The organism is Burkholderia sp. HI4860 (assembly GCF_002223045.2).
GTDB lineage: Bacteria > Pseudomonadota > Gammaproteobacteria > Burkholderiales > Burkholderiaceae > Burkholderia.
The window spans coordinates 95,283-122,260 of the sequence record NZ_NKFO02000004.1; the positions used below are offsets into that span (position 1 = coordinate 95,283).

Sequence of the window (26,978 nt, forward strand, 5' to 3'; positions counted from 1 at the left end):
CCGCTAGTTTCGGCAGACCGCCGCGCGAATGATCAGGTTTGCGAGATCTCAGTCAACGCCGTCTGGAGTTCGGCATTGCTCATGCGGTCAAGCGGTAGCGCCAGCAACTGCAGCATGCGGTAGCCGATCGCCTGACGTGTGAGTTCGAACGCGAGGCGCTTGCCTTCGTCACCGCCCGTCGCATTCGACGGATCGGCGTAGCCCCAATGGACTTTGACCGGGCTGCCGGGCCAGTATGGGCAGGTTTCCGCCGCCGCGCTGTCGCACACGGTGATGACGACGCGCATTTCCGGTACGCCGTCGCCGACGAATTCGTCCCAGCTTTTGCTGCGATAGCCGTCGACGTCGACGCCGGCGTTCGTCAGCGCTTCCAGCGCGAACGGATTGAGGCGACCGCTCGGCGCGCTACCTGCGCTGTACGCGCGTACATCCTTGCCGAGCTTCGCGGCCCAATGATTGAGCATCCCTTCCGACAGCACGCTGCGCGCCGAGTTGTGGGTGCAGAGGATCAGTACGTTCGTAGTCATGTCAAAACATCCGGATTTACTGTTGGCCGATATCGCGCACCGATTTCTCCAGTGCGACGTTATCGAGTTTGGTGAGCGGCAATGACAGCAGCAGGTCGATCCGACGCTTCAGCGTCAGCGCGGCGTCGTGCATGGCCTGCTGCTTCTGTTCATCGGAGCCCTCGACATCGGCCGGGTCGGGCACGCCCCAATGTGCGGTAACCGGTTGACCGGGCCAGATCGGGCAGACTTCGCCGGCGGCCTTGTCGCACACAGTGAAAACGAAGTCGAGCGCGGGCGCGTCTGGCGCGGCGAATTCGTCCCAGCTCTTGCTTCGATACCCTTCGGTCGACAAGTGCCACCGTGCCAGCTCGCGCAGTGCGAACGGGTTCACCTCGCCTTTCGGATGACTGCCGGCGGAGTAGGCAACGAAACGCCCGTCGCCGAGCTGGTTCAGTAGCCCCTCCGACAGGATCGATCGTGCGGAATTGCCGGTGCAGATGAACAGCACGTTGTAGCGCTTGTCGCTCATGGTTGGACCTCAGCAGCAGGCAGATTTCACGGCCGCGCCGGTCGGATTGCCGCGCGCAGGAGTACAGCAAGCGGCAGTGTCGGCATTCGATTCGGCCGGCTGCGCATTACGGGATTCGCCATAGGTCGGGACGTTCCCGAGCGTCTGGTACGTCTCCCATGCAATGCCTTGCGGGTCCACCGTCCAGTACTTGTCGGAGCGCGCGTAGCAACACGTCGTACCCGTTTGTTCGTCGAGGGGCAGTGCGGCGTCGCTGAGACGCTCGTGCATTTCGGCCAGCTCGGCATCGTTTTCGACCTGTACGCCGAGGTGATCGAGGCCGGCCGCAGCGCCGCGCTGCGAGATCGCAAAGTTGACACGGGGATCGTCGAGCATCCACTTCGCATAGTCGGTCTTGACGACGGTCGGTTCGGCGGCGAACAGCGCCGAATAGAAATGGATGCTGTCAGCGAGATTCGGCACGCTGAGGTGCACGTGAAAGCGCTTCATGATTGTTGCTCCTTGGATGGAGAACATGCACCAACTGGCGAGCAGGGATTGCCGCCGCAACAGTTCTCCGTGAGATAGGCCAGCAGGCTGTTCATCGTGGCGAAGTTCGCGCAATAGAAAACGAAGCGACCTTCCTGCCGGCTGGTGACAAGCTGTGCATGCGCCAGCTCCTTCAGATGAAAGGAGAGCGACGACGGCGGCACGTCCAGCAGTGTTGCAATCTGCCCGGCCGGCATGCCTTCCGGCCCGGCCTGTACGAGGGCGCGGAAGACGGCGAGCCGGGACTCGTGGGCAAGCGCCGCAAGGGCGGCAATAGTTTGGTTCGTTTCCATGATTCCATATTAGTCGAAATATCGAATTAGAGGCAAGAATTTCGTCCGCTTGCTGATCTCCAGAGCCAGCGGCGCACCCAGAGTCGTGGACGGAGCCCTCTGGAGAATAGATGAAGCGACGATCAGGAAGCCCTTGAATTCGCTGAACATTATTTAAGGGCCTGGCCGCAGACCCTTACCAGGCCTACCGCGCGCAACACCGGTAAAGCGCACGAAAATCAAGGGGAGGCCTTCATCGGGAGCTCGTGGTCGAAGCCGACTCTAACGTAGCCGGCGTGGACATCGATAGGGCGGATTAGGGGGCGCTGGTGAGCGTCCGTCAGTAGTTGTGCGACGAACGGTACTGCAACTCTAGAGGCCAAGTCGCCTGCGTCTTAAGTCGGGGTAGCACGGTACGAATCGCCGTCACGGCGGATCTCGTACCACCTCGTTCCTCCGAATTCGGCCGCCGCGCTGTCCGGGCGTGCATAGAGGAGGCCCAGCATGCGGACGGACTCCCCCTGCCCGGGGAGACGATCGAGGTCACCTCGGAGGATCATGTTCCGACCATTGACAGCAACTGCGAGCGTGCGCCTCCTTGTCATTTGGAGCCCGTCTGGTTGCTCGCGCGTTGCCGGCGATTTCGAACTTCCCCCGGACGCGATTTCCCAAACAGCAAGGTCCGTGAGCGACGGCGTGTGGCGCAGCATCGCTCCCTCGAAAAACCATCCGGCTAGTAACGACATCGTCAGTGCTCCCTATTCAACGGCCGTCGGAAGCAAAAAGCGGTTGCTTGCTGCGTCCGGCGGGTAATACAGCATATTGGACGTTGCGCGATTCTCAACGTATCACTGTATGAAGTGCAGGATCAGTATCGCGCAGCCGCCGACCATACCGACAATCCCCGCAGTTACCCCCGCAGTCTTATTCAACCTTCCGAAAAGATAGATAAGTGCTGCGACAACGGCGATCCAAGCAATCCCGCATCCCAAGATCTCTAGCAGACCTGTTCCGGGCGCGAGAATGCTCCGAGGTTCCAATTCCATTGGCGCTCACCTTATTTGATAGCAATCCGAATGATTTTACATAACAGATACTAACGTCGACATTTTGCACATTTTAAGGTAACGCTCAAGCGCGTCGAGAACTTCGGCTTCAGTCCCGGAAACGTCCCATACTGTCGGCCACCCGCCATACTTATTCACCAGATCGCGCGCCAGATACCAACGACCGCCTGAAGGCGGCCGTTGCCTGGTGCGGGCTTTCGGCATGAAGTCGACGCTCCTGTACCTCGACGTCGGAATGCGTTCCGGCCACCTGCTCGATCATCTGCAGCGACATCAGCGTCAGGCGCGCCTCACCGCATTTCTCTATCGTCGCCTGCAGCTGCGACTTCAGCACCGGCGAACCGTCGCGCAGCGCAGCCGCGACCAAGTCGTCGCGCATCGTACGCAGCGCTGCGCGACGTCGGCCCGCTCATCCGCATCGCGATCGAAGGACAGCCGCTCGATCATCTCGATCGCCAGGCCTTGAACGCGCGCGCGCAAAGCTGTGAATTCGGTACGGCTGTAGCTGCGCAACGGCATCTGTGCCAGCTGCTGCAGGGAACGGTCGGCCATCGTTCAGGCAGTCGCCGGCTGCGTTGCCGCGCCAAAGGCCTCGGCTCGGGATTCGTCCGTGACGGCATCGCGCGTCACGATCGCCGTTGCGCACCGCTTCGAGAGTGGGCGCTTCGCTATTCTCTGAGCGCGCGATCGACGGCTCGTACTAATCTATCCGATGGTTTTCTACGTGCTCGCCCCAAAACTTAATCGGATCGCGACGAACGATTAGTTGCGATCACACTAATCACCAAGCCGCATCGCTACACCTTGGGGCCGCCCGAAAAGCGCGGATTTTACCGCCATCGACTATCAATCAGGCGAATCGATTCCACCAGTGATAGCATCCGCGGCCGCAGAGGCACGGCATCTCATCTGTACGATTGGAATATGCTGGTTTGTCCATCGCGACTCACCAACATGACGTTGTACGGCAAGTGGCGTCCGTTATATGCCGGCCCGTCCATACCAGGAGCCCCAATCGGCATGGAAGGTACAGCCAATCCGATTGCTTTCGGTCGCTCGCGCAGAAGGCGCTTGATTTCACGAGCCGGAACATGTCCTTCGATAGCATATCCCTGCACGATACCCGTATGGCACGAAGCGTAGCGATCAGGCATGCCTGCTTTACGTCTTGCCTCGACTGTATCGTCGACATTTTGCACGGCCACCTTGAAGCCGTTGTTCTTGAGATGTGATACCCAGTCTTCGCAGCAACCGCAGGTTGGTGTCTTCCATACTTGCACGACAGGCTTGCCAGCAGTCTCCTGCGAAAACGCTATGACGGGCAAAAGTGCCAACCCGGCCACGACTGATCGCCTTGCGTGTGAAATCGATCCGACCTTCAAAGGCTTTTTCATACAAACTCCTCCTTAATTGAATGGGTATATCGGCGGAAACTATCCAGTACCGGACATGATCAACTTGCCAAGTATTGAGCGTACTGTACTGTTGCATGGCATTAGCGGATATTACCAGTGTCCCCAAGGGAGTAGCGCCCAGGTTGGGTGTTGATCGCCTTGACGGTGTGGGCGACAATTGCTTCAACGCCGAGCTGCCCGAACTCCGAGCTTGCGTGACGCGGGTCGCCGCCATAGACTCCATCCGCAACCCCGGGTTTAGCCGCGTTGCGCAGTTCTTCGACACGCACCATTTGCGGAACAACCGCCAGTTGCAATGATGTGTCCGCGAGTCCGGCGTGCGTACCGATCTCGTCGCTTCGCACGCGACGCTCGCGCAAAATCTGCGCGTAGCCGTCAAAACTCGACGCATAATATTCTGATGGGACGAACGCACGCGCGCGTGACCCCGTCCAGGGCATGTCGTTATACACAACGTCCTCGTTGTTCGGCGACGGCGACGAAGCCCGTTTACTTTCAATGACATAGAGCGGCGCTTGTAAACTGTCGGCGGATCGCGTCTACTCTCCGCTTTTGAGCGGATGCCTTGGTCACCGAATCGACGCCCTGGACACAAACGGAATTCGAGCAACTGGACCTTGGCGACGCGCGCCTGAACAAGCGAGCGAGGCTTTTGATGGAAAGGATGGCGGCGGACCCGACGGCCAGCGTGCCGCAGGCATGTCACGGTTGGGGCGAAACGATAGCGGCGTACCGCTTCTTCGATAACGAGAAGGTCCAGTGGCATGCGATTCTGGAGCCGCATTGGCAGCAGACGCAAAAGCGGATGCAAACGCATCAGGTTGTGCTCTGTCTTCAAGACACCACCGAGCTTGATTTCAATGGTCAGGATGCGCTCGGATTGGGGCCGCTGACGTATGAGGCGCAGCGCGGGATGTTTGTTCATCCGACCTATGCGGTGACGCCGCAGCGCGAGCCGTTGGGCATCCTTGACGTATGGATGTGGGCCCGCGAGAAGAAGGACGACTCGGGCCGACGTGGTGGCCCGAAGGAAAGTTTGCGTTGGATCGAAGGCTACGAGCGCATCGCCGAGATGGCGCCGGATATGTCCTCGACCCGTCTGCTGTATGTGGCCGACCGCGAAGCGGATTTGATGGCGTTGATGGAGCGCGCCGACGCGTTGGGCAACCCGGCCGACTGGCTGGTACGTGCCGCGCATAACCGCAGCCTGCCCGAAGGCGATAAGTTGTGGGAGTACGCCACGCACGACGAAGCGGTGGGCGAAATCGCCTTCCCGATGGCCGCGCGCCAAGGTGTGAAAGCGCGCACGGTGCGCCAGCGCCTGTGGCTGCGGCGCGTGCAGTTGCCTGCGAGCAAGGGCAAAAGCGTCGCTGCAACGTGCCTGGTCGCGCGCGAGTTTGACGCACCAGCCGGTGTGAAGCCGATCGAATGGCGCTTGCTGACTAACCGTACGGCGACCACGCTGGATGAAGCGACGGAATTGATCGAGTGGTATCGGGCCAGATGGGAAATCGAAATCCTGTTCAACGTTCTGAAGAACGGCTGTCAGGTCGAAGAACTGCAGTTGGGCACGATTGAGCGACTTGAGCGTAAGCGCTCTTTGATTGACGCCATTGCACGGCGAGGCTGATTCACCGAGGCTACGTGTCCATGTTCAATGAGCGTGGACAGGTGTGCATGAACGAGCAACGCGGAGGTTTGCAGAGCCGATTGGTGGTCGATCGCAAGCGAGACGGACGGCGTAAGTACGACGAGGATGCAAAGCGCGAATTGATACAGGCGTGTCTGAAGCCCGGGGTGTCGATCGCGCGGACGGCCATGGAGCACGACGTCAATCCAAACCTCGTTCGGACGTGGATTTCCAAGTATCAGCGCGAACAAGCCGCGGGCGAGATAGTCAGCTCCGTGACGGAGCCGTCACGAGAGGCTCGCGTCGAGCTGCCGGCGGCTTCCGTGCATGAGGAATCAGCCTTTATGCAGGTCGTCACCTCCGCGGTTGCTCCCACTCCGACTAAATTGGCTGCGGCATTCTCACTGAATGTGCACCTGCCAAACGGCGTTTCCTTAGAATTGGGCCCGGCGAACTTCGATGAACTGACGGCCGTTGTGCAAATGCTCGGGAGGCTGCCATGTTCCGGTTCGACGAAGGGCTGAAGGTTTATCTGCATCGCGATCCAGTCGACTTCCGCATGGGCATCAACGGACTGTCGATCCTGGTCGAACAGGCGATGCGCCTGAACCCGATGACCTCGGCGCTGTTCGTCTTCGGCAACCGCCGGCGCGATCGAATCAAGATTCTCGGCTGGGGCGGCAACGGCTTCTGGTTGCTGCTCAAGCGACTCGAAGCCGATCGCTTCATCTGGCCGAACGGAGGCGACACAATCACGCTCAGCGCCGAGCAATTGCACTGGCTGCTCGACGGCATCGACCTGGCCGTGATCCAGAAGCATCCCCAGCGATATTACGCGCGGATGAGCTGAACACCGCGCGGGTGACATGGTCTAATCGGCCATGCCGAACAGCCCCGTCATGCCGAGTGTTGAGGAATACCAGGCACTGCTCGCCGAACGCGATGCGCTGCGCGGTGAGCTTCGACTCGTGACGGCCCAGCGCGATCTGGCCGAAGAGAAGCTGCGGGCCTACAAGCACGAACTGTTCGGTGCATCGAGCGAGGCGCGCCATGCCGACCAGCTCGGCCTGTTCAACGAAGCAGAGGCATTGGCGGCGACTGCCGACGCGCCCGCGCGTGAAGACGTGCCCGGCACCTCGGTCGCCGCCCACACGCGCGGCAAGCGCGGGCGCAAACCACTCAATCCGAGCCTGCCGCGCGAGGTCGTGCGGCACGAGTTGCCAGAAGCTGAACGATTCTGCGCGCACGACGGTGTCGCGGGGCGGCGTAAAGGAGCCGGGGATGGGCGGCGTAATGGCGCCAGCAGAACCGGGGGTAAAACGCGGATTCGAACGGTTTCAAGGTTGCGGTTTTTTGCCGTTTTTGGCAACTGCATTTTGAGGGGGATCTGGCATCGGTTTCGGGGTGCGGTAACTGTCGCCCTCGAGGACGAGCCGGTAGGCGCCGTGGCGTAGTCGGTCGAGTGTGGCGGTGCCGAGGATGCGGTTGTCGGGGAACGCGGCGCCCCATTCACCGAAGTCGAGATTCGACGTCAGGATGGTCGCCGCGTGCTCGTAGCGGGCCGCGACGAGATCGTGGAAGTCCTCGTCCTGCGGGGTACGTAGCGGTTTGAGCGCGAAGTCATCGACGATCAGCAGCGGCACCCGGGCGTACTGCTGGAACTTGCGGTCATAGGCGCCGGTGGCGCGCGCGGCGTTCAATCGCTTGAGCAGCTCGGTCTGCGAGATGAACAGCACATCGCGGCCTTGGCGGGCGGCGCAGTGGCCCAGCGCCTGGGCCAAGTGGCTTTTGCCGGTGCCGGTTGGACCGGCGATCAGGATCGCGACCTTCTCGTCGAGATACCGGCCTGTCGCGAGATCATGAACGTGTGAGCGGTTCAACGTAGGCAGCCGGTCGAAGTCGAACGTCTCGAGCGTCTTGCCCATCGCGAAGCCGGCGCGCAGCAGACGGGTGCCGAGCTTCTTGTGTTCGCGACGGGCAACCTCGTCGTGCAGCAGCATGGCAAGGAACTCGGTATAGGCGAGCTGCCCGTCGATCGCCTGACGGTTGCGCTGCTCAAGCGAGTCGAGGATGCCGGACAGGCGCAGCTGTTTGAGGATGGAATTCAATTCGGGACTCGGGTTCATGGTGTCAGTGGATCAGCAGGGATTGGAGATCACGGCCGAAGCGGCCGCCGTTCTGGTAAGCGCCAGTCGGGGCCGACGCGGGACGCGGCACCGGTTCGCTGTCCAGGCCTTTGTCGAGGATGCCCTTGATGGTGCTGTACTTCGCGCTGCTGAACGCGAGCGCACGCTCGCAGGCTGCTTCCAGCCTCTGATCGCCGACTTTCTGTCGCAGCCGGATGATCCCCTGCGCGCCGCGCAGGTTGACGAGCACCTTGTCGTTGAACAGCGCGAGGATCACGCCGTGGCACGACGGCCCGATCTCCTTCGCGCGCGCCAGACACCACTGCGGATCGTGCTCGAGCCAGGCCTGCGCTTCGGGCGGCTGGTGATCTCGCACCGTGTGGCGACCGCCGGCCCGCTGCCGCGGATGGGTTGCGACGAGTTCATGCCGATGGAACAGCTGGATGACCGTATCGGTCGCCTTCAGCCAGAGCGACTTGCCGACGAGCGTGAACGGTGCAGAGTACAGCGCGTGCTTGTAGACGACGTGGCCGTCGCGATGGACCGCCACCTCCTTCCAGACCGACAGTACCGGCGGCACGTCCGGCAATGCAGCGAGCAACGGGCGCTCGACGCCGAAGCGCGTCAGCGGCCGTTCGTGGACGGTGCCGTGGATACGAGTGCCGGCCTGCTGCATCACCCATTCGCGCAGTTGCCGGTTGGCGTCGGCCAGATCCCGGAACTCGCGCAGCGGCACGAAGGACTTCTTGACGTATTTGACGCCCGATTCGACGACGCCCTTCTTCTGGGGATCGTGCGGCGGACAGGCGTCGATCCGGAATCCATATCCCTCGGCAAGCGCGGCGTACGAGCGTTGCACCGCCGGCTCGTATCGACACGCCCGGATGATCGCGCACTTCGCGTTATCGATGATGACCCGGTCGGGACAGCCGCCGAACCATTCGAAGGCGCGCCGGTGGCTGGCGAGCCACGTCTCGACGGTCTGGTCCAGCACGATCTCGGCATACTGGTGGCGCGACCAGCACAACGTCATCACGAAGATCCACGTCCGGACCGCAATGCCCTCGACCGTCAGCACGGGTCCCGCGCCGAAGTCGACCTGCGCGGCGTCGGCCGGTGCGAAGTCGAGGATCGTTGTGGTGGCCACGCTGCGCTCGGCAGCCAGATGGCGCAGCATGCGCTTCACGGCACAATAGCTGCCGGCGTAGCCATGATTGCGTTGAAGGGCGGCATGGATCGTGGTGCCCTGAACGCCGGCGGCAAGCCATTCGCGGACCTGTTCGCGATATGGCTCAACCGTCGACACACAGGTGTGCGGCAGGTGCGGCGTGCGCCCGAAGACACCCGCGATCGTAGCGTCGTCCGGCAGCGGCTGCACCGGATCCAGCCAACTACGCGCTTCAGCCTCGCGGCGCACGGTCGTCAGCTTCTTGCGCCCCATCAAACCGCCGCGCGCGATGTCGCGGTCAGAATCGCCTTGCCGCATGCGGACAAGGACTTGGCGGTATTCAAACAATTCGAACCTCCTGTTGGCCATGGACGCTCCGTTCAAAAAGAACGGAGCGTACCGACTCGGAAAGTTCGAACCGCGTTCTCGCCCTGATGCTGCTGGCGCCTATGCGCCGCCCCTAACGTGGCGCCATTACGCCGCCCTTGGACTGGCGCCTATGTGCCGCCCCTCAAGTGGCGCCCTTATGCCGACCCCGCATTGGCTCCATAGCGCCGCCCCGTGACAGACGGCCACGCCCTCGTCGAGATTGGCGTAGAAACGAGCGAACAGCTCGACGTGATTCCCGAGCAAGTGCGCGTCGTTCAGCACCAGCGGGTCAAGTACGCCTGCCCTTGCTGTGATCTCGGCATTAAGGTCACGCCAGCGCCGACGCGCATCATCCCTCGCGGGCTGCTCACGGAATCCGCGCTGGCGTGGATCATCACTGGCAAGTACCAATACGGCATGCCACTGTATCGCCAGGCCACGCTGCTGCGTCGCTTCGGCGGCGACATCTTGTCGAACACGCTGGCCGCTAGCGTGGTGCGAGTGGGGCTTGCTACGCAGCCGGTGATCAACCTGATGCGTGACGCGCTGCTCGAATCCGACCTGATCTACGGCGACGAGACAACGTTCCAGGTGCTGAAGGAACCGGGACGAAGGCCGCAGGCAAAGAGCTACCTGTGGGCGCAGGTCAACGGCTCAGGGCCGCCCGTGCGGATGTTCTCGTACTCGCCGGGACGTGGTGCCCAACATGCGCAGAAGCTCTATGCCGGCGTGCAGCCCGACACTGTGCTGATGACGGACGGGTACGAACTCTATAACGGCATCGCCCACGATCACCAGCTCGTGCATCTCGGATGCTGGGCGCATGTACGCCGCGGCTTCATCAAGGCCGAGGAGTCGGTGCCGAAAGCGGCACGCTCATCGGATCTGCTGGCCACGCGCTTCGTTAAGCTGATCGGCAAGCTGTTCACGGCCGAGGCGCGAAGCGCGAAGTGGACGCCTGAACGCCGGCAGCGATTGCGTACCCGATACAGCGCCCGAGTGCTCTCCCTCGTCGAACGCATGATGGTCGAGCATCTGCCCGCCGTCGTGCCGTCGAGTCTGCTCGGCAAGGCGCTGCAATACATGAGCGGGCAATGGCCCAAGCTGGTCCGCTACATCGAGAACGGCAACTGGCCACTCTCGAACAACCTGTGTGAAAACGCGATCAGACCGTTCGTCGTCGGCCGCAAAGGCTGGCTGTTCTCCGACACTGTCGCCGGCGCGCAGGCCAGCGCCAATCTGTACTCCCTCGTCGAGACGTACAAGGCGAACGGCATCGAACCGTATCGCTACCTCGTCTGGCTGTTCACGAAGCTGCCTCTCGCTGCAACCGCCGACGACTACGCGGCCCTCATGCCATGGAGCATGCCTGCCACTCCCAACCTCTGATGGGTGTCGTTAAAAGACCGCATACACTTGAGCGCGCGTTGGCGCTGTTCCTTGTGGTGGCTTGGCGCGTGACCTATCTGATGCGGCTGGGGCGCACCTGCCCTGATTTGGACGCGCGTCTGTTCTTCGATCCCGATGAAATTCGGGCTGCGTACCTGCTTACGAAAACGCCTCGATCTGCGCAACCCAAGCTCAACGAAGTGCTGCGCTTGGTCGCGCGTCTCGGTGGATTCCTCGCTCGCAAGAGCGACGGCGAACCCGGCGCTGAGACGATCTGGAAGGGACTCACGAAAGTTCATATCGCCGCGGAAACCATGCGCTTATTACGCGATGACGGTGACGCCGGCACTTCTGTATAACGACATGCGTCCAGGGCCTATTAAGTCGCGCTACCACGCATTTGATGTCGTCCTGATAGCCGCCATGGTCCCCGAGAAAAACGATATTCACGAAGCCGTGAATTTTGAAACTGTGAGCGGCGGACTCTAGGGAAACGCTGATCAATGGACCAACTTCCGAAGTTGCAGGCGAGATGGCTTCAAATTTTCTGGATGACGAAGCGAATCGGCGCTCAATTCAGTGAATTTGGCGCGTAAGCGAGCCTCCCCTGCTCGCATTTTTCATACGCATGACGGACTGCTCCCATGGACCGATCGCAACAGATTTCGCGCAATCACCAGATTCGCCAGAGCGAACAGGCTGAACAGTTGCGCGGTGTTCTTGGCCAAGCCCTTGTATCGGGTCTTGCGATGCTGAAACAGATTCTTGACGATATGAAACGGATGCTCAACCCGCGAACGGATCTGCGCCTTGGTTCGCTCGAGCGCGATCACCAGGTCCTTCAGCGCTCCTTCTTGCATCGCCTTGATCTTTCCCCGCCTGGCAGCGACGTGCCACTTCACGGCCTTGCCCGCCATTTCCTCGCGCTTGTCGACGCCAATGTAGCCCGCGTCGGCGAACACCTGCTCTTCATGCCCGTGCAGCAGGGCATGAGCTTGCGATACATCCGACACGTTGGCCGCCGTGCCAACCACACTGTGAATCAGGCCCGAGTCGGCGTCGACGCCAATGTGGGCTTTCATGCCAAAGTGCCATTCGTTGCCCTTCTTCGTTTGATGCATTTCCGGGTCACGGCTCTTCCCGGCATTCTTGGTCGACGGCGGCGCTTCAATGATCGTCGCGTCAACCAGCGTGCCTTCCTTCATCATCAGCCCACGCTCGCACAGCGAGATGCCAATCTCGTCGAACAACTTCCGTGTCAGTTCGTGTTCGATCAGCAGGCGCCGGAACTTCAACAGCGTGGTTGCATCAGGCACGTTCTCGATCGCCAGATCGATGCCGGCGAAGGCTCGCAGCGTGATGCTGTCATACAGCGCGTCTTCCAGTCCTTCGTCCGACAGTCCGTACCACTGTTGCACGAAGTAGATTCGCAGCATCCGCTCAAGGCCAATCGGCGGGCGACCTCGCGTGCCCTTCGGATAGTGCGGTTCGATGGCCGACAGCAAGCGCTGCCACGGAACGACCTTCTCCATCTCTTCCAGGAAGCGTTGGCGCCTCGTCACTCGCTTCTTGCCTGCAATTTCCGCTTCCGCGAAGCCGATCTGCCTCTTCATCGTCGTGGGTCCGTTCCGTGAGCTGTCTTCTAAACGTCCTCGGCTACGTCTGCGATGACCGCCGAGCCGAATAAATCAGCGTTTCCCTAGGGTCCTTTCAAATACGTCGTCAGGCACCGTAATCGTACCGGGAAAGCGCATGTGGGACGTGGGTGGCGCATAGCCGCCCTCTGGAACGTAGGCAATCACGGGGGCGACGAGCGCGTTGCCGAGACCCTCCGCGATGCGCCGAGATAGCACCCCGACGCGCGCGTTGTGCTTGCCAAGCGCGACTACGGCCCGCTTTGCTCAGTTCCGCCGATGGGAACGACGATAGTGGTCTTGCCGGCGTGGATCTGATCACGCAGTTCGGTCCAGGTCAAGTCCTCTAGTTGAATCGTCTGAGACGTCTGCGCCAAGACAGAATGTGTCGCTGCCAAAGCGACAGTGGCGGCACAAGCGACTTGAAGGATGAATTGCATACCGGACTCACCAGGCAAATTGGAGAACTCGGCTCACGAGTCTACTCGCACTTTCTACCAAACGAACAGGCTTCGGCACGTCGCGAAGTACAAGTTGGCGTCCGCTCCACTAGCCCGCAATGATTCGCAAAAAAAAGTGCCCCGGACAATACTGCCCGGGGCATAAAAGGTGAGCCACACGGTTAGCGCCTTTCTCGCTTAGACGCTAGGGTGAGGACGACGTGGGATGGCTCACCTGCGTGGACGGTGAAGATCACGGATTGCGGTATAGCGAGCGGTCGTTGATCATGAACGATTCGGAAGCCGAGCGCACACCGCTTTGCGCGGCGCTCGTGGCGTCGTTGCCATAGCCGTCCTGCCCATATTCCTTCCGCACCGTGGCACCAGCTGCTTGTGCGTTGGCGCTCGCGGCTACGCTCGGCAATTGCGGATACTTGTGGTCCGCATCGGCGAATGCCGGTGCAGCGATCAAACTCGAAACGAGCGCGATGGTCAGGGCTACAAAAGCTGCTATCTCTTTCATTTCAATCTCCCAGGCAATTAACTTGAACGATCCGAGGGCCTTCCGTTCTGCATCAAAACCCGCGTGATCGCAATGGTCACAAGCATGCAGGAATTCACCCAATTGCAGCGTGGCAGCAGCATTACATCTTTGTCACATACAGCGCAACGCAAACACGATGGAACGCAGATGAGGCCGCAAAAAAGACCGCATAGAATCCAACCTCGCAAAATTTACCACATTCCTTGATATGTTTGGAGTAGACGAGCACACCCGATTCAAGACTGGAAAGGTTGGAGGGGCACGGAGAGAAGCAAGATCACGGCGCGGGATGGTCGGTCATATTATTTTTTCCTATAAACACCGACAGCATGTTTTGAAAATGTCGATTGAGTCCTATCCTGATGTGACCGCAGATAAGGATCTCGCGTCGATTCGGTCCTTACATGCTTTTGAAGTTCATTGTACTTGCTTTCCGGCATGCCATTCGCAAATGCGGCAGCCGAGATAGAAAGCACACCAAGCATAACTAGCAATCTTGAAGTCTTCATTTCTTCCACCATACCGATTCAAAAAATCTGTTCAGCGGCATCCCGGGACGTCACGTATCTGCCGAACATCATCAGCCCTATCCGGAGTTACCGAGGCGGGCAATTTCCGGTCTTGACGTGAAGATTTTGACAAGGGTACGATTTCGGCACCTGAATTTTCGAGCTCTCCTCGGCTTGGCTGACCTTTCCAGATTCGGCGGTCACACTCCTTGCTGCACAAGCGGAAAGCAGCAACGTGATGCAGCTCGCCAACAGCATGTACTTGTGGCGAAAAGTCTTCATATCTCCTCCAGGCCTTCAATTGCATCGCAAATCTCGTTTTGGGAGCCACCTGAGCGGAATAAAAGCAAATTCACTTCGATCGGCGTACTTGCAAGAGATGCCTTTTCGTATCACCACAATTCCCAAATAGCCATATGCAAGTACCACCGATCCACGGATTTACAGCATCATTTAGTTTGACGAAAAACGTCCCAACCGATAAAGCTCGCGATTTCTCTGGATAGTTGCTTCGCTCGGCGGATAATCCGATTTGCTACTCGGGATTAGACCGTCCTTTTGGGCCTGAATCAGCTCCGCGTATACTTCCGCCCTCGTTTTTCCGCGCACCGGGTTTCCCGATTGGCTATTCGCGGCACTCGAGTATCCGACACCGCTGTCTTGTGACATACCGGAATCAGCGAACGCAGGGTAAATCGTCGCAAAGCTGGCGACTGCGATCAAGATAGTTGCGATTTTCATACAATCCTCCATGTCAGGGAACTACAAATGAATACTACGCAACGCACCCGACGAATGCATGGCTGATAGATTAAGATTCTGAAATCTGAGCGCCATTGAGGATTGTTTCCATGGCCCCAATTCTTGAATGCGATTAACGGCGCTCATATATATGGACGCCGTTGTGTTTTAATTCGATTAAGGGGGCAAAATTTGAGCGAGCTCGCGAGCCTTCGCCCAATAGGAGGAAAACCTTATTGCGGACTTTGGAGGCCGAGTACAGAGACTAACAGGAGGATCGCCGTCGCCGCACCCGACTCGATCAACAAGCTCTTGCGCAAAGCAGCTATTGCACCAACATGATCTCCGATTCGCATTTTCTCTTCGAGACGTGGCGTCAAGTGAAAGCGATTCGCCCCAGCAAGCGCGAGCATCAAAGCGAAAAACCCCAGCTTAGTCAACAAGAGCTGGCCGTACAACGTCGATGTCAAACCACTAAGTGTGAGTCCGGAGATCATGCCGTAGTTGATCAGCCCGGTTGCGGTGAGCGTCAGAACGATCATTGTCCCAATCGCGGCAAAGCCGGCCAATGTCCTTTGCAAAAGCTCGAATTGTTGATTCGGTGATGCATGGTTTACGCGAAGCAGCAATACAAAGGCCGTCAAGGCGCCCACCCATCCGCCCGCGGCAGCAAGATGAAGAATGTCGGCCGACAGATGAAGCACACCTTTGCCACCGCTGTCCATTGCCCCATGACCACCCCAAGCCAAGGTGGCCAACGCGATCAATCCGGCACTGGCGGTGATCGCGAATCCGTACGTCGGGCGACGCACCAAAAGCGGCGTGACTACGAGGGCGACACTGAGTGCGACGAGTCGAAGGACCCATGCTGCGCCCAACGCCGTGCCAGACACAATCATCTCAAAAGCGTGCCGACTCACGCTGAAATAATCTTCCGCGCCCGTCATCATCTTTGCCAGTACGAGCATGCTGAGTAAGGACATCACAATCCCGACTACGGCCGCTCCGCCGAGGATGGCGGAAAATTGTCTCGTGATGTGCAGGGATCGACGCTCGTGATGCTGCAAGGCATACAGACCAAAAAGCGGGAGGCCAAAGAGCAGCATCAGGTCCATGTAAAGAATGAACCGAATTGCGATGTTTACCCAGCTGTCCATAATATTCACTTCACAATAAACGTGATCTTCCCGGTGATCGGGTGCGTGTCGGACGACACGGCGCGCCAGTCGACTCGATACGTACCGGCCGTGAGCGGTTGAGCAGGAGTAATCACCATCGTCTTGGGATCATCGCTTCCGGAAACCTTGGCTGCGATCTTCATGGCGGAATGGTCCGTCATCCCCGGCATGCTCGTCATCACAAGGCCCGCACCGGAGAACTGAGTCATCAGATTCTCCGAAAAGTGAAGTTCGATCTTCTGAGGTGCGGAGCCTTCAGTGTTGTCCTGCGGCGTCGACGAGAGCAGTTTCGGGTGAGCAAATGCAGCCGTTGCGACTACGAGGCCAGCAGCAGCGACGAAAGTTCTCGAAACAAAACGTTGGAGCGACATAGTAAATCTCCCTTTCAAGTAAATAGTGATAGTTATCTTGTTGCCCTACTTTCAATCACCGTACGGCAAGCAAGCTTCTGCGTTTCAGAACCACACACGTACGCCGGCCACGAACGACACCTCGTTCCGGCGCCCGCCCTCGTGCTCAACAAAGCGCGCGGTGTTGCCGTATGAACGATCCCAGGTAATGCCAATGTATGGCGCAAACTGACGATCGACCTCATATCGCAAACGCAAACCCAAGGAACTGTTCGCCAAACCAGCCCCCTGCTCTCTTGCTGCATCGCTTTTTCCATATATGTTGAGTTCCAGCGACGGCTGAAGAATCAGGCGATTTGTGATCAGGAAATCGTAGGTCCCTTCGAGGCGCATCGACGTTTGTCCACTCTGTCCGACGAACGCAGTGGCTTGCGTTTCGAAGTTGTAGAGCGCGAGTCCCTGAATACCAACAGCCGCCCACGTTTGCGACCTTCCCGGCTTGAAGTTATGGCGAACTCCTCCAACCACATCCCACCAAGGGCCGATCGAGTGCCCCCAAAGCGCTTGAACTTCGGCGTCTTCAAGTCCCTTCGTTGTCCGTTTCCCTTCCGACCGCAACCAGAGACGATCGACGTCACCTCCGACCCACCCGGTTCCATTCCAGTTCAGAACACCGCCATCGCTGCCGTTCTGCCACTCGAGGTTATCGAGCAGGAACAGATAGTTGATCTCCTTATCGCCCATATCATGCAAGTGGCCGCCGGTGAAGACCGCTTTACGGTCTTCATCCGTCAATGGCGGTACCGGCGATGGCACGCTTTTCGGCGAGGACTCCATCGGTTGCATGGTCGGCTCCCCCACTCCTGCCGATTGATTCGATCCTGAGGACTCGGCCATTGCCGATACGGGCGCCATGGTGACAAACATTACGGTCGCGGCCGTGGCGGCAAATTTCCCATATTGCTTTTTTTCGAACATGAGAGCCCTCACTCCTCTACAGCCACTTCGCGGAACATGCCAGTCTCCATGTGGAAAAGAAGGTGGCAATGGTAGGCCCAACGACCAAGCGCGTCGGCTGTGACGCGATAGCTACGCTTGGAGCCAGGCGCGATATCGATGGTGTGCTTGCGGACCATGAAACGACCTTGGTCGTCTTCGAGATCGCTCCACATACCGTGCAGATGTATCGGATGAGTCATCATCGTGTCGTTAACCAACACCAACCGGACCCGCTCACCATACTTGAGACGAATGGGCTGAGAATCTCCGAACTTGACGCCATTGAACGACCAGACAAATTTCTCCATATGGCCGGTCAAATGCAATTCGATCGTTCGAGCAGGTTCGCGGCCGTCTGGATCCGCAAACGTACTTCGCAGATCGGAGTATGTCAGCACCCGCCGACCATTGTTTCGCAAACCGATGCCAGGATCGTCAAGCCGCGGGGTTGGGCTCATTGCTTGCGCATCGACGAGCGGATTACCATTTTCCGTCGCAGGATGGGACTGCATTGCGCCCATGCCCTGCATTGAACCGTGATTCATGCCGGACATGGATGCGTGGCTCATTCCCTGCATATCGTCCATGCCCTTCGTTGCACCGCCATCCATTCCGGACATGCCGCTCATGCCTTGCATGGAGCCGTGGTCCATCCCGGACATGCTTTGCATCGAACCATGATCCATGCCGGACATATCACCCATGCCCTTCATTGCACCGCCATCCATTCCGGACATGCCGCTCATGCCTTGCATAGAACCGTGGTCCATCCCCGACATGCTACTCATACCCTGCATCGAGTCATCACTCATGCCTGACATTCCGGACATACCTTGCATCGACCCATGGTCCATTCCAGTCATGCCCCCCATGGAGCCATGGTCCATTCCTGCCATACCCCCCATCCCCATATCGTCCATCGTAACCAACGGACGAGGATCAAGCATCGGAACCGGCGCCGAGAGGCCCTGGCGCACAGCCAACGTCGCTCTCGCGTAGCCCGTCCGGTCCATCGATTGCGCGAAGATGGTGTACGCCGGTTCGGAGGTCGGCTCCACAATGACGTCATAGGTCTCGGCCACTGCGATACGAAACTCGTCGACGCTGACGGGTTTGACCGGTTGGCCGTCAGCGGCAACCACTGTCATTCGCAGCCCGGGGATACGGACATCGAAATAGGTCATCGCGGAAGCATTGATGAAACGAAGGCGCACTCGCTCGCCAGGACGGAAGATTCCCGTCCAGTTTCCATTCGGCGCAAGCCCATTGGCGAGATAGGTGTAGGTGTACGCGCTGACGTCGCCGAGGTCGGTAGGACTCATGCGCATTTCAGCCCACATCTTCCGGTCAGCGATGGTCGCGCTCAGACCGTCCTTCTTGACGTCTCGGATGAAATCCCCGAACGTTCGTTGATGGAAGTTGTAGTAATTCGATTGCTTCTTGAGCTTGGCTTTTACGCGCTTAGGGTTCTCGTCGGTCCAATCCGAGAGCATGACCACGTAGTCGCGATCGTACTTAAATGGCTCAGGATCCTTCGGATCGATCACGAGCGGACCATACACACCGGTTTGCTCTTGCAACGACGAGTGGCTGTGATACCAGTAAGTTCCGTGCTGCTTTACTTTGAAGCGATAGGTATAGGTCTCGCCGGGGTCGATTCCGTTGAAACTCAGTCCTGGCACGCCGTCCATGTTGGCAGGCACGATAATCCCGTGCCAGTGAATCGAAGTTTGATCGGACATACGATTCGCAACGCGTAAGGTAACGACGTCACCTTCCTTCCACCGCAGAACAGGACCGGGCAACGTCCCATTGATCATCGTGGCAGTTCGCGCCCGGCCGGTAATATTGATCGGCGCTTCGGAGATGGACAGATCGAAGTCGTTACCCGCCTGCACGCGAGGCTGGTCCGGGCTTGTCATCGCCCAGACCTGCGGGCGCCAGATCCCCAAACCGCCGACCAAGCCGGCTGCGCCTAGGCCTTTCACGAAGGTTCGTCTGCTGATATTCGATCGCATCTATCAGTATCCAGTTGATATTGGTTTGAGTTTCACCACTTGGCAGCCACGGATTCTAAATCAACAAGCGGCGAGCCCCACGTTCAGCGCTAGAGTCATAGCTGGCGTTTCGACCTGCGACCTCGCTCAACCATCTCAACGACGCCCATCGGATTGTGGCCCCTCGTCGGCACGCGCAGGACGGGCCTTGGGTTACGACGACACGCGACCTCGCGCACCGACCTTGAGAGTAGACAATTGCGCCGCCACTGCGCTCTGACGCTACCAAACCGTTGATGAGGAGACTACCCCCCTCATGTAGTCACACACATTGCCACCAGATGACCATTTTGTCATGAACGTAAGGTCTGGAAATTCCGCACGTTTGGCGATATCTTCTTTCGTCAAAGCGCGCCGGCCGACAGACATTTTTTCGACCGCCGCATTACGAGACGAGACAGCTCACCATCATGCGTATCCTTATTGTCGAAGACGAAGAGAAGATGCTTTCCTACCTCCGCAAAGGTCTCACGGAGGCAAGCTATGGCGTCTCGACCGCAACAAACGGGGAGGACGGCCTCTTCCTAGCATTGAATGAGCATTTTGACCTGCTCATCCTTGACGTCATGCTGCCATGTATGGATGGCTTCGAAGTGTTACGCCGGCTCCGGGAGACAAAGAAGACCCCTGTTCTGCTCCTGACCGCACGCGATAGTGTCGAGGACAAGGTTGCGGGCCTCGAACTTGGCGCCGACGATCACTTAGCGAAGCCGTTCGCTTACGCGGAATTGCTTGCGCGGATACGATCGTTGCTTCGTCGGACGCAGCAAGACGGGCGGGAGGTTTTGCAAATCGCCGACCTAGAGATTGATCTCATCAAACGGCGCGTCCGCAGAACTGGCACACGCATCGATCTCACGGCTCAGGAATTCGCTCTCCTCCAGCTGCTCGCTGAGCGCGAAGGCGAAATTCTGACCCGTGCGTTTATTACCTCTCAAGTGTGGGATATGAATTTTGATAGCGACACGAACGTCGTTGACGTGGCCATGCGGCGTCTAAGAGCAAAAGTTGACTGCTTCGAACCGAAGTTGCTCCACACCGTCCGGGGAATGGGCTACGTTCTGGAAAATAGATCGGAATGAGCCGCACCGCGCAATATTCTTTACTCAAGCGCCTGACTGCGGCGTTCGCAATCGTCGCAGCACTAATATTCTCAATGCTGGGCGCATATCTTTATCAGGCACTATCTTCCAAACTCAACCAACGTGACGATATTGAAATCGCTGGAAAACTAGATCAATTTACAAAATTTGCACGAGAATCCGGCTCACTGGACGGTGTACGGGAAAATTCACTCTTTTTTCACGAGACCCTTTTATCTCACCCCGGCTTGTTTGTCGGCGTATTCGGTCCCGATGGTGCCCCACTGATCCAACATTCCGACATCAAATCGGTGAGTCTGAGTTCGAAGCTGATCAACGGCCAGCAACCGAATAGGCCATTCGAATGCTTCCCACCTGGAATTGGCTTTTCGGAATGCATTTACGGAACCGCATCACTCAGCGACATCAAGGTGATTATTATCATCGCAAGGAGCGCAGATGATCGGCATTCCTTATTGCAAGACTACCGAATGGATGCGTTCATTGCATCAACAATTGGCGCCTTGGCTGTCGCCGTTTTGGGATATATCGTCACGAGGCGCGGACTTCGCCCGATCAAGAATATTGGACATCAAGCATCGAATATCGAAGCCCACCGATTGAGTGATCGATTAAACATCGATCGAGGTCCGATCGAGCTTGTTGAGATTTCATCGTCTATTAATAAAATGCTCGACCGACTGGAGCGAGCATTCACGCGCCTCTCGCAATTTTCGTCAGACTTATCGCACGATATGCGTACTCCGCTGGCCAATATCATCAGCTCCTCTCAAATCACGCTTTCACGCCCCCGCCGAAGCGAAGAATACGAGACACTGATTGAGTCGAATATTGAAGAATGCGAGCGACTACAGCGCATGATTGAAAATATGCTCTTTCTCGCCCGGACAGACAACGCTACTCAACACATCAATCTCGTTAAAATTAAAACAAACGAGGAACTCCCGAAAATCATATCTTACTTTCAGAACACGGCAGATGAGAAAGATGTGACACTGCAGAACAATGGGGCCGCGACGATTTCAGCCGATGCCATTCTCTTTCGTCGGGCAGTTGGGAATCTTCTGTCGAATGCGGTCGAACACGCATCGCCGAATTCCGTTATTTCAATTCGATCATACGAAACTTCGTCAACAGCTTCGATTTGCGTTGAAAACGTCGGGAAAGCGATCCCCCCAGAGCATATCGATTTCGTGTTTGAACGATTCTATCGTGCCGACCATGCAAGGCATGGCTCGGCAAAAAATGCTGGCCTCGGCCTTGCAATCGTAAAATCTATAATGAACCTCCACGACGGCGATGTTACTGTGGTCAGCAAAAATGGGAAAACGTCATTCACGCTAACCTTTAAGGCGCGGGGTACGAACGAATACTCCCCAACCTCTCGAACGTAACCAGAGTTTTGTACTCTGATTCAATAACGCACGACGATGGTGTCAGCGTCGGATAGATACTCCCCCCCTCCAAAGCACAGCCGTGCATTGCGCGGTTAAATCTTGGAATGACGCAGACGCAGCGCATTCATGATGACTGAAGCTGAACTCAAACTCATGGCAAGCGCGGCGATCATCGGTGATAGTAGCAACCCCGTAAAAGGATAAAGCACGCCGGCCGCCAAAGGCACGCCCAACGCGTTATATACGAACGCGAACGCCAGGTTTTGCTTCATGTTCGCGATGGCTGCATCGGACAATTCTCTGGCTCGCGCGATGCCACGCAGGTCCCCCTTTACTAGCGTGACCTGTGCGCTATTCATTGCCACATCCGTCCCCGTCCCCATGGCCACCCCAACATCCGCTTTTGCCAATGCTGGGGCGTCATTGATCCCATCCCCGGCCATCCCCACTACGTGCCCGTCTCGCTGAAGACGCGCCACCAGCGCGAGCTTATCGGCTGGCTTTACCTCGCCATGGAACTCCTCAATTCCAAGCTTTTCAGCGACGGTCTGGGCTGTTCTCAAGCCGTCCCCCGTCGCCATGACAACTCGGATACCGTCGGCCCTGAGGGTTGCAAGCGCTTCACGCGTCGTACTCTTAATCGGGTCTACCACCGACAAGAGCCCCGCCAAGCGACCGTCGATTGCCAGATACATGACGCTCGCACCCTGCGTGCGCAGTCGCTCTGCCTCAGCGGCAATAGGTAGAACAGAAATCGATTCGCTCTGCATTAACACGGTATTGCCCAGTGCAAGTCGATGCGCTCCAATCCTCCCTCTGACTCCCATACCCGTCGACGATTCGAAGTCTGCGGCGCGATCCAGGGCTAGACCTCTCGCACGAGCGGCGGCGACGATCGCGGACGCGAGTGGATGTTCGCTTCCCTGATCGATACTCGCAGCGAATCTCAAGACGTTTTCGTCTGTATACCCGTTCACGCCCAATGCGCACTCGAATGCAGGCCGCCCTTCGGTCAAGGTGCCAGTCTTGTCGACAATCAGCACGTCAACTTTACGCATGTTTTCGATCGCCGCGGCATCACGAAAGAGCACGCCATTCGAGGCGCCCTTGCCACTAGCCACCATGATTGACATCGGCGTCGCAAGACCCAAAGCGCATGGGCATGCGATGATGAGTACTGCGACCGCGTTGATCAGACCGAATACCCAGCTTGGCGCAGGACCGAACATGCCCCATGCGAGGAAGGTCAGCAGGGCGATACCGACGACCGCGACGACAAATGCGCCCGCGACTTTGTCCGCCATGCGCTGCATGGGGGCTCGAGACCGCTGCGCTTCTGCCACCATCTGGACAATTTGCGAAAGGACGGTTTGCGAGCCAACCCTCTCGGATCGGATGACAAGGCTGCCGGAAGTGTTCATGGTCGCGCCAATGACATGGTCACCCACGTGCTTCGTGACTGGAATGGGTTCCCCTGTAATCATCGACTCGTCAAGCGAGCTGGACCCATCGGTCACGACACCGTCTACCGGAACTTTTTCGCCAGGGCGAACCCGGAGTAGGTCTCCCACGTGCACATCAGACAGTGGCACGTCGTCTTCCATGCCGTCGGCACGAAGACGCCGCGCGGTCTTCGGGGCCAGTCCCAATATCGCCTTGATCGCAGCGGACGTTTGCGCACGCGCGCTAAGTTCGAGTATTTGGCCGAACAGAGTCAGCGAAATAATGACAGCTGCAGCCTCGAAATAGACGCCGATCCTGCCGTGGGCAGTGAACGTTGCTGGAAAGGCGCTCGGAAGAGCGGTTGCGATCACGCTGTAGATAAAGGCTGCGCCCGTCCCCAGGCCGATCAGCGTCCACATGTTCGGACTACGGTGGACAAGGGACTGGATACACCTCTCGAAAAACGGAAATCCCGCCCACAGCACGACGGGTGCCGACAGTGCAAGTTCGATCCACGATTGGATGGTCGCTGGCATCCAATCCAGACGATGGCCAAACATCGCCAACACGAACACAATGAGCGTCAGCGGAAGCGTCCACCAAAATCGGCGCCGGAAATCGCTCCTCTCAGGGTTTTCGCCTTCCTCAAGATTCGGGAGAACCGGTTCAAGCGTCATGCCGCATTTCGGGCATTGGCCTGGATGATCCTGCCGTATTTCCGGATGCATTGGGCAAGTGTAAAGTGTTCCACTTGGTGCCGCCGCCGTCGTGGGAGCAGACGGGACAACATATTTGGCCGGTGCCGCTTGAAATTTCGCCAGACAGAGCTCGCCACAAAAGCGGTAGAGGTGCCCCTTATAGCTGTCGCGAAACTGAGCGTCTTCAGTGACCGTCATCCCGCACACTGGGTCTCGAGACTCCACATGCTCATCCGCGCGAGCAGCATGTTCGTGCCCGTGGTGGTGCGTACGGGGATCATGTGTTTGGTCTGCGGCCTCGTGACTCGGAACGCTATTGATATCAGTCTGATGCGAATCCGATGTCGGTTTGTGAGGCGACCCAATTCCGCTGTGTTGATCTGTCACCGTGCGCTCCTCATTCCACTTGTATCGTTCCTTAGACGACCGACCGAATTGCCACCGGTTTCGCGTGGCGAAGCCAGACGAACATTAGTTCCGTCATGTGGTCGACGATTCTGGCCCGGCTCGCACAAAATGACAATCTTGTAATTTGCACGCCATCCAGCTGTCGCCACTAGGTCATCATGCTTACGTATTCATGTCTCGCTGGTGATTATGAATCAGATAGCCGCAATGCGAATGTTCACTCGAGTTGCCGAGACGCTCAACTTTGGCGTCGCGGCGCGGCAATTGGGTGTTTCAAGTGCGATGGTCACAAGAGGGGTCGCTGCCCTGGAGGCGCACTTAGAGGTGCGCCTATTGAACCGAACCACGCGACATGTTTCGCTGACTGATGCGGGACATGCATATTGGCAGGGCTGCAAGGACCTACTATATAGGTTAGGGAAACGCTGATTTATTCGGCTCGGCGGTCATCGCAGACGTAGCCGAGGACGTTTAGAAGACAGCTCACGGAACGGACCCACGACGATGAAGAGGCAGATCGGCTTCGCGGAAGCGGAAATTGCAGGCAAGAAGCGAGTGACGAGGCGCCAACGCTTCCTGGAAGAGATGGAGAAGGTCGTTCCGTGGCAGCGCTTGCTGTCGGCCATCGAACCGCACTATCCGAAGGGCACGCGAGGTCGCCCGCCGATTGGCCTTGAGCGGATGCTGCGAATCTACTTCGTGCAACAGTGGTACGGACTGTCGGACGAAGGACTGGAAGACGCGCTGTATGACAGCATCACGCTGCGAGCCTTCGCCGGCATCGATCTGGCGATCGAGAACGTGCCTGATGCAACCACGCTGTTGAAGTTCCGGCGCCTGCTGATCGAACACGAACTGACACGGAAGTTGTTCGACGAGATTGGCATCTCGCTGTGCGAGCGTGGGCTGATGATGAAGGAAGGCACGCTGGTTGACGCGACGATCATTGAAGCGCCGCCGTCGACCAAGAATGCCGGGAAGAGCCGTGACCCGGAAATGCATCAAACGAAGAAGGGCAACGAATGGCACTTTGGCATGAAAGCCCACATTGGCGTCGACGCCGACTCGGGCCTGATTCACAGTGTGGTTGGCACGGCGGCCAACGTGTCGGATGTATCGCAAGCTCATGCCCTGCTGCACGGGCATGAAGAGCAGGTGTTCGCCGACGCGGGCTACATTGGCGTCGACAAGCGCGAGGAAATGGCGGGCAAGGCCGTGAAGTGGCACGTCGCTGCCAGGCGGGGAAAGATCAAGGCGATGCAAGAAGGAGCGCTGAAGGACCTGGTGATCGCGCTCGAGCGAACCAAGGCGCAGATCCGTTCGCGGGTTGAGCATCCGTTTCATATCGTCAAGAATCTGTTTCAGCATCGCAAGACCCGATACAAGGGCTTGGCCAAGAACACCGCGCAACTGTTCAGCCTGTTCGCTCTGGCGAATCTGGTGATTGCGCGAAATCTGTTGCGATCGGTCCATGGGAGCAGTCCGTCATGCGTATGAAAAATGCGAGCAGGGGAGGCTCGCTTACGCGCCAAATTCACTGAATTGAGCGCCGATTCGCTTCGTCATCCAGAAAATTTGAAGCCATCTCGCCTGCAACTTCGGAAGTTGGTCCATTGATCAGCGTTTCCTTAGATTGCCTCGAATCGACTGTCACGTCCGACGCCCGGGAAACAACCGGGACATTGAAAATCCTAGCGCCGGAAGCATTTGCCGCGAGCGCTCTTGCCGACCTCATTGCTGCCTTCAATCTCATAGAGCCTCGCATAAGCTTTGATGTCGAACTGGTCGAGCGCATTCCGGAGCTGATTACGAACGACTTTGACATCTGGTTCACATTCGATACTCAACTTAAAGATTCTTCTCTCATCTACCGCGCCCTCTCACCAGTTTATGACGTGGTTGTCGCATCCCCAATCTACCTGGCACAACACGGCACGCCGCGACATCCGAGCGATCTCGAGTCCCACCGAACACTCCTTGCAGCAGACAGCACCGAGCGCGTTTGGGAGTTTCAATTTGATGGTATCCCATATCGCTCGTCGCTCCGTCCTGCGTTGAGCGCGCCGAGCACTGTAATGGTTCGCCACGCGGCGATCGCAGGACTCGGCATCGCTTGCCTTCCACATGCGCTTGTCCACCGCGACCTTGAATCAGAGACCCTAAAGGCTGTCCTACCCCAATTCCGAGTCGTCACCGGTCAACGGAAACTGCAAATGCTGTACGCAAGCAACAAATACATGACCCGCAGCGTCCGCCGGTTCATCGACTTCGTGACGGACTTCATTCGCGATGGCACCAGCAAAGCGCAACATCGCCCCGACGACAACGGTAATGTAGGATAGCTACAACACGAATCTGTCACTACAGTATTTCAAAAACCGTAAATTTTTGCACTCTTATCCTTCGGATCTGGACGAAGGCGAAGCGTGCCTCATCCGCGGCTATCCGCCATACACATCCATTTGAAACACTTCA

General features: G+C 58.0%; 23 protein-coding genes and 7 pseudogenes. 11 read left to right on the forward strand and 19 right to left on the reverse strand.

From position 1 onward, the window contains the following. Positions 1-32 precede the first annotated feature (32 nt). The 7 genes and pseudogenes from CFB34_RS33290 to CFB34_RS33320 form a co-directional block, all read right to left on the reverse strand. Positions 33-527, reverse strand: coding sequence for an arsenate reductase ArsC (locus CFB34_RS33290; RefSeq protein WP_027810094.1), 495 nt, complete (start codon positions 525-527; stop codon positions 33-35). A gap of 16 nt (positions 528-543) precedes the next feature. Next, positions 544-1,038 carry an arsenate reductase ArsC gene (locus CFB34_RS33295; protein WP_027810095.1) on the reverse strand — a complete coding sequence of 165 codons (495 nt, stop codon included), beginning with the start codon at positions 1,036-1,038 and terminating at the stop codon, positions 544-546. A 9-nt stretch (positions 1,039-1,047) separates the two neighbouring features. Further along, positions 1,048-1,527, reverse strand: coding sequence for an ArsI/CadI family heavy metal resistance metalloenzyme (locus tag CFB34_RS33300; RefSeq protein ID WP_027810096.1), 480 nt, complete (start codon positions 1,525-1,527; stop codon positions 1,048-1,050). Then, complete coding sequence (locus CFB34_RS33305) at positions 1,524-1,859, reverse strand: metalloregulator ArsR/SmtB family transcription factor (RefSeq protein ID WP_027810097.1); 336 nt, start codon at positions 1,857-1,859, stop codon at positions 1,524-1,526. Before CFB34_RS33305 ends, CFB34_RS33300 begins: the two co-directional genes overlap by 4 nt. Before the next feature lie 1,287 nt (positions 1,860-3,146). Then, positions 3,147-3,457, reverse strand: a pseudogene (locus CFB34_RS33310) (integrase); the annotation flags it as partial. A 353-nt stretch (positions 3,458-3,810) separates the two neighbouring features. Next, positions 3,811-4,299: a DUF411 domain-containing protein gene (locus CFB34_RS33315; protein WP_077186796.1), complete on the reverse strand. Its 489-nt coding sequence runs from the start codon at positions 4,297-4,299 to the stop codon at positions 3,811-3,813. A 101-nt stretch (positions 4,300-4,400) separates the two neighbouring features. After that, positions 4,401-4,754 (reverse strand): annotated as a pseudogene (locus CFB34_RS33320) (creatininase family protein); the annotation flags it as partial. A 131-nt stretch (positions 4,755-4,885) separates the two neighbouring features. Between CFB34_RS33320 and CFB34_RS33325 the strand changes: the two are divergent. The 4 genes and pseudogenes from CFB34_RS33325 to CFB34_RS33340 all read left to right on the forward strand — a co-directional run. Further along, positions 4,886-5,950, forward strand: a complete 1,065-nt coding sequence (locus tag CFB34_RS33325; RefSeq protein WP_077186797.1) for an IS4 family transposase — start codon at positions 4,886-4,888, stop codon at positions 5,948-5,950. Between the two features lie 47 nt (positions 5,951-5,997). After that, a complete protein-coding gene (locus CFB34_RS33330; RefSeq protein WP_027810101.1) occupies positions 5,998-6,474 on the forward strand; it encodes a transposase in 477 nt (158 codons plus the stop codon). Next, on the forward strand, positions 6,450-6,800 hold the full coding sequence (gene tnpB, locus CFB34_RS33335; RefSeq protein ID WP_027810102.1) for an IS66 family insertion sequence element accessory protein TnpB: 351 nt from the start codon (positions 6,450-6,452) through the stop codon (positions 6,798-6,800). The genes CFB34_RS33330 and tnpB overlap by 25 nt, the downstream gene beginning before the upstream one ends. 31 nt (positions 6,801-6,831) lie before the next feature. Further along, a pseudogene (locus CFB34_RS33340) lies at positions 6,832-7,203 on the forward strand (transposase); the annotation flags it as partial. Between the two features lie 84 nt (positions 7,204-7,287). Here the strand turns inward: CFB34_RS33340 and istB are convergent. Next, complete coding sequence (gene istB / locus CFB34_RS33345; RefSeq protein WP_012213993.1) at positions 7,288-8,076, reverse strand: IS21-like element ISBmu1 family helper ATPase IstB; 789 nt, start codon at positions 8,074-8,076, stop codon at positions 7,288-7,290. Positions 8,077-8,080: 4 nt separating this feature from the next. Then, positions 8,081-9,592 (reverse strand): IS21 family transposase, encoded by a 1,512-nt coding sequence (istA, locus tag CFB34_RS33350; RefSeq protein ID WP_027809980.1) that lies wholly within the window; start codon positions 9,590-9,592, stop codon positions 8,081-8,083. 219 nt (positions 9,593-9,811) lie between these two features. Between istA and CFB34_RS33355 the strand changes: the two are divergent. After that, positions 9,812-11,002: pseudogene (locus CFB34_RS33355) on the forward strand (IS66 family transposase); the annotation flags it as partial. Beyond that, positions 10,966-11,361 (forward strand): annotated as a pseudogene (locus tag CFB34_RS33360) (IS4 family transposase); the annotation flags it as partial. The pseudogenes CFB34_RS33355 and CFB34_RS33360, both read left to right, overlap by 37 nt. 10 nt (positions 11,362-11,371) lie before the next feature. On the opposite strand, the pseudogene CFB34_RS33365 reads toward CFB34_RS33360, so the two are convergent. From CFB34_RS33365 to CFB34_RS33405, 9 genes and pseudogenes are all read right to left on the reverse strand, one after another. Next, positions 11,372-11,494 (reverse strand): annotated as a pseudogene (locus CFB34_RS33365) (creatininase family protein); the annotation flags it as partial. 128 nt (positions 11,495-11,622) lie between these two features. After that, complete coding sequence (locus tag CFB34_RS33370) at positions 11,623-12,615, reverse strand: IS5-like element ISBmu2 family transposase (RefSeq protein WP_006412423.1); 993 nt, start codon at positions 12,613-12,615, stop codon at positions 11,623-11,625. An 87-nt stretch (positions 12,616-12,702) separates the two neighbouring features. Then, positions 12,703-13,076, reverse strand: a pseudogene (locus CFB34_RS33375) (creatininase family protein); the annotation flags it as partial. A gap of 253 nt (positions 13,077-13,329) precedes the next feature. Then, positions 13,330-13,701 carry a hypothetical protein gene (locus CFB34_RS33380; RefSeq protein ID WP_143282329.1) on the reverse strand — a complete coding sequence of 124 codons (372 nt, stop codon included), beginning with the start codon at positions 13,699-13,701 and terminating at the stop codon, positions 13,330-13,332. 881 nt (positions 13,702-14,582) lie between these two features. Then, positions 14,583-14,870 carry a DUF4148 domain-containing protein gene (locus tag CFB34_RS33385; protein WP_075687087.1) on the reverse strand — a complete coding sequence of 96 codons (288 nt, stop codon included), beginning with the start codon at positions 14,868-14,870 and terminating at the stop codon, positions 14,583-14,585. Positions 14,871-15,103: 233 nt separating this feature from the next. Further along, positions 15,104-16,027, reverse strand: a complete 924-nt coding sequence (gene copD, locus CFB34_RS33390) for a copper homeostasis membrane protein CopD (protein WP_034175672.1) — start codon at positions 16,025-16,027, stop codon at positions 15,104-15,106. Between the two features lie 5 nt (positions 16,028-16,032). Continuing rightward, entirely contained in the window at positions 16,033-16,419 is a 387-nt protein-coding gene (gene copC, locus CFB34_RS33395) for a copper homeostasis periplasmic binding protein CopC (protein ID WP_027810007.1), read from the reverse strand. 84 nt (positions 16,420-16,503) lie between these two features. After that, positions 16,504-17,376 carry a copper resistance protein B gene (locus tag CFB34_RS33400; RefSeq protein WP_089444650.1) on the reverse strand — a complete coding sequence of 291 codons (873 nt, stop codon included), beginning with the start codon at positions 17,374-17,376 and terminating at the stop codon, positions 16,504-16,506. A gap of 8 nt (positions 17,377-17,384) precedes the next feature. Beyond that, complete coding sequence (locus CFB34_RS33405; protein WP_027810005.1) at positions 17,385-19,415, reverse strand: copper resistance system multicopper oxidase; 2,031 nt, start codon at positions 19,413-19,415, stop codon at positions 17,385-17,387. Positions 19,416-19,864: 449 nt separating this feature from the next. Between CFB34_RS33405 and CFB34_RS33410 the strand changes: the two genes are divergently transcribed. Together CFB34_RS33410 and CFB34_RS33415 are read left to right on the forward strand one after the other, a co-directional pair. Beyond that, positions 19,865-20,536, forward strand: coding sequence for a heavy metal response regulator transcription factor (locus CFB34_RS33410; RefSeq protein ID WP_046544051.1), 672 nt, complete (start codon positions 19,865-19,867; stop codon positions 20,534-20,536). Further along, positions 20,533-21,951, forward strand: coding sequence for a heavy metal sensor histidine kinase (locus CFB34_RS33415; RefSeq protein ID WP_080289663.1), 1,419 nt, complete (start codon positions 20,533-20,535; stop codon positions 21,949-21,951). The genes CFB34_RS33410 and CFB34_RS33415 overlap by 4 nt, the downstream gene beginning before the upstream one ends. Before the next feature lie 95 nt (positions 21,952-22,046). Here the strand turns inward: CFB34_RS33415 and CFB34_RS33420 are convergent, their stop codons facing one another. Then, positions 22,047-24,320, reverse strand: coding sequence for a heavy metal translocating P-type ATPase (locus tag CFB34_RS33420; protein WP_223274452.1), 2,274 nt, complete (start codon positions 24,318-24,320; stop codon positions 22,047-22,049). A 396-nt stretch (positions 24,321-24,716) separates the two neighbouring features. On the opposite strand from CFB34_RS33420, the gene CFB34_RS33425 reads away from it, so the two are divergent. From CFB34_RS33425 to CFB34_RS33435, 3 genes are all read left to right on the forward strand, one after another. Beyond that, positions 24,717-24,932, forward strand: coding sequence for a LysR family transcriptional regulator (locus CFB34_RS33425; RefSeq protein ID WP_226233998.1), 216 nt, complete (start codon positions 24,717-24,719; stop codon positions 24,930-24,932). A 75-nt stretch (positions 24,933-25,007) separates the two neighbouring features. Beyond that, positions 25,008-26,000 carry an IS5-like element ISBmu2 family transposase gene (locus tag CFB34_RS33430; RefSeq protein ID WP_006412423.1) on the forward strand — a complete coding sequence of 331 codons (993 nt, stop codon included), beginning with the start codon at positions 25,008-25,010 and terminating at the stop codon, positions 25,998-26,000. Between the two features lie 116 nt (positions 26,001-26,116). Beyond that, complete coding sequence (locus CFB34_RS33435; RefSeq protein ID WP_179266745.1) at positions 26,117-26,845, forward strand: substrate binding domain-containing protein; 729 nt, start codon at positions 26,117-26,119, stop codon at positions 26,843-26,845. Positions 26,846-26,978 lie beyond the last annotated feature (133 nt).

Excerpts from the sequence above, each read along its gene's own strand:
- CFB34_RS33290 (WP_027810094.1), bottom strand. The coding sequence starts at position 527 with ATGACTACGAACGTACTGATCCTCTGCACCCACAACTCGGCGCGCAGC.
- CFB34_RS33295 (WP_027810095.1), bottom strand. The coding sequence starts at position 1,038 with ATGAGCGACAAGCGCTACAACGTGCTGTTCATCTGCACCGGCAATTCC.
- CFB34_RS33300 (WP_027810096.1), bottom strand. The coding sequence starts at position 1,527 with ATGAAGCGCTTTCACGTGCACCTCAGCGTGCCGAATCTCGCTGACAGC.
- CFB34_RS33305 (WP_027810097.1), bottom strand. The coding sequence starts at position 1,859 with ATGGAAACGAACCAAACTATTGCCGCCCTTGCGGCGCTTGCCCACGAG.
- CFB34_RS33315 (WP_077186796.1), bottom strand. The coding sequence starts at position 4,299 with ATGAAAAAGCCTTTGAAGGTCGGATCGATTTCACACGCAAGGCGATCA.
- CFB34_RS33330 (WP_027810101.1), top strand. The coding sequence starts at position 5,998 with ATGAACGAGCAACGCGGAGGTTTGCAGAGCCGATTGGTGGTCGATCGC.
- tnpB (WP_027810102.1), top strand. The coding sequence starts at position 6,450 with ATGTTCCGGTTCGACGAAGGGCTGAAGGTTTATCTGCATCGCGATCCA.
- istB (WP_012213993.1), bottom strand. The coding sequence starts at position 8,076 with ATGAACCCGAGTCCCGAATTGAATTCCATCCTCAAACAGCTGCGCCTG.
- CFB34_RS33370 (WP_006412423.1), bottom strand. The coding sequence starts at position 12,615 with ATGAAGAGGCAGATCGGCTTCGCGGAAGCGGAAATTGCAGGCAAGAAG.
- CFB34_RS33385 (WP_075687087.1), bottom strand. The coding sequence starts at position 14,870 with ATGAAAATCGCAACTATCTTGATCGCAGTCGCCAGCTTTGCGACGATT.
- copD (WP_034175672.1), bottom strand. The coding sequence starts at position 16,027 with ATGGACAGCTGGGTAAACATCGCAATTCGGTTCATTCTTTACATGGAC.
- copC (WP_027810007.1), bottom strand. The coding sequence starts at position 16,419 with ATGTCGCTCCAACGTTTTGTTTCGAGAACTTTCGTCGCTGCTGCTGGC.
- CFB34_RS33400 (WP_089444650.1), bottom strand. The coding sequence starts at position 17,376 with ATGTTCGAAAAAAAGCAATATGGGAAATTTGCCGCCACGGCCGCGACC.
- CFB34_RS33405 (WP_027810005.1), bottom strand. The coding sequence starts at position 19,415 with ATGCGATCGAATATCAGCAGACGAACCTTCGTGAAAGGCCTAGGCGCA.
- CFB34_RS33410 (WP_046544051.1), top strand. The coding sequence starts at position 19,865 with ATGCGTATCCTTATTGTCGAAGACGAAGAGAAGATGCTTTCCTACCTC.
- CFB34_RS33415 (WP_080289663.1), top strand. The coding sequence starts at position 20,533 with ATGAGCCGCACCGCGCAATATTCTTTACTCAAGCGCCTGACTGCGGCG.
- CFB34_RS33425 (WP_226233998.1), top strand. The coding sequence starts at position 24,717 with ATGTTCACTCGAGTTGCCGAGACGCTCAACTTTGGCGTCGCGGCGCGG.
- CFB34_RS33430 (WP_006412423.1), top strand. The coding sequence starts at position 25,008 with ATGAAGAGGCAGATCGGCTTCGCGGAAGCGGAAATTGCAGGCAAGAAG.